Here is a 1,291-nt window from a genome sequence, read left to right as displayed (position 1 = left end):
CAAATATAGCCAATCAGCATTCGGCACAATCGCAAACATCAGATAGTTGGACCAATATTTGATCTTGAGTTGAGTATCGAAAAAGCGGAGGTATGATCTGACGCCGATTTAGCAGTATATTTTCTTTTTTCTGTCATCAAAGAGATAGGTATCGGCTAGCTACCACAGACGAGGTGTGAAGATTAAAAATAAAAATTAGGAGGCAAACGCCCGTCCGACCTGCCCAAGTTCAGCAATCGTTAATTCACCACTGGCGAAGTCGTTTCCCGCCTGTTCGAGTTCAATAATATCGATATTACCGTCGCCATTGGAATCATATCGTTCAGCTGGGGTGTCAGGTATTATGACCGATATGTTGAGAGCGTCGGCAGAAGCCGTGGTGTTGTCAGTCGTGACATTTCCTGTAATTGTGTGCGTTGTCTCTGCTGTCTCTGAAACTGTGAGTTCCTCAGTAATGGAGACAGTTGCACCCGTATCAAGATTATCTGATACAACTACGCCACCATCTATCGTTGCTTCTGAGATAATCGGGGAAGCAGTGTTCCCATTTACCGTTACTTCGGTGACCTGAGCCGAGTGCACTGGCGGTGTATAATTCGCGTTTATTGAAACGGATCCGCTGGCATTCGTTACTCGTGTGGTGACAGTGACTTTCGCCCCTGGTATAACCTCAGTAGCACTGGATGACCGTGTAATCGTGATATCGTCACTCGGGGCTGGAATCGGAGTCACTGTTTGTGTTGGTTTCGGTGTTGATGTCGATGTAGGCATTGGAGTCGGTGCCGTAGTGGGTATTGGAGTTGGACTTGGAATTTGGGTTGGGGTAGGTGTTGGTGTTATTGTAATCGATGAGACGGACTCGACTGCATCAACAGCGTTCACAACACCTGATCCTGAGATGGTATCATCACCTGGACCTCGAATATCATCACTCGTGGAACGAAGTGTCGTTGCAAGTGATTCCGGTGAGGGATCACCAGTATCAGCACCCTCAACAAGAGCAGCAACACCACCGACATATGGTGCTGACGCGGAAGTACCAGTAAATCTGAATGGCGTTATACCGTAGAGACCGTTCTCAACATCAATATTTGTGTATCCGGTCACATCGATTCCTTGCAGTCCGACATCAGTTGGTCCACGGCTACTGTATGGGGCAATACGGTTCACTGATCTCTCATATGCCGCAATAGTGAATGTTTCTGGGACATCAGCCGGTGCGATAAGACTTGATTCGGGAGTGTTACGCTCCATTCCAGACAGCGTTTTTGAATTTACAGTGACCTCAATT

Annotated in this window: 1 protein-coding gene; it reads right to left on the bottom strand. The window is 47.2% G+C overall.

Annotated elements, in window-relative coordinates; all coding sequences use genetic code 11:
- Positions 1-195 precede the first annotated feature (195 nt).
- Positions 196-1,291 (bottom strand): S8 family serine peptidase (locus tag J07HQW2_RS12480; protein WP_021055900.1); only part of this gene is annotated, 1,096 nt, incomplete at its 5' end.

The organism is Haloquadratum walsbyi J07HQW2 (assembly GCF_000415985.1).
In the GTDB taxonomy this organism is placed as follows: Archaea; Halobacteriota; Halobacteria; order Halobacteriales; family Haloferacaceae; genus Haloquadratum; species Haloquadratum walsbyi_B.
This window is presented reverse-complemented; position numbering and strand designations above follow the sequence as displayed.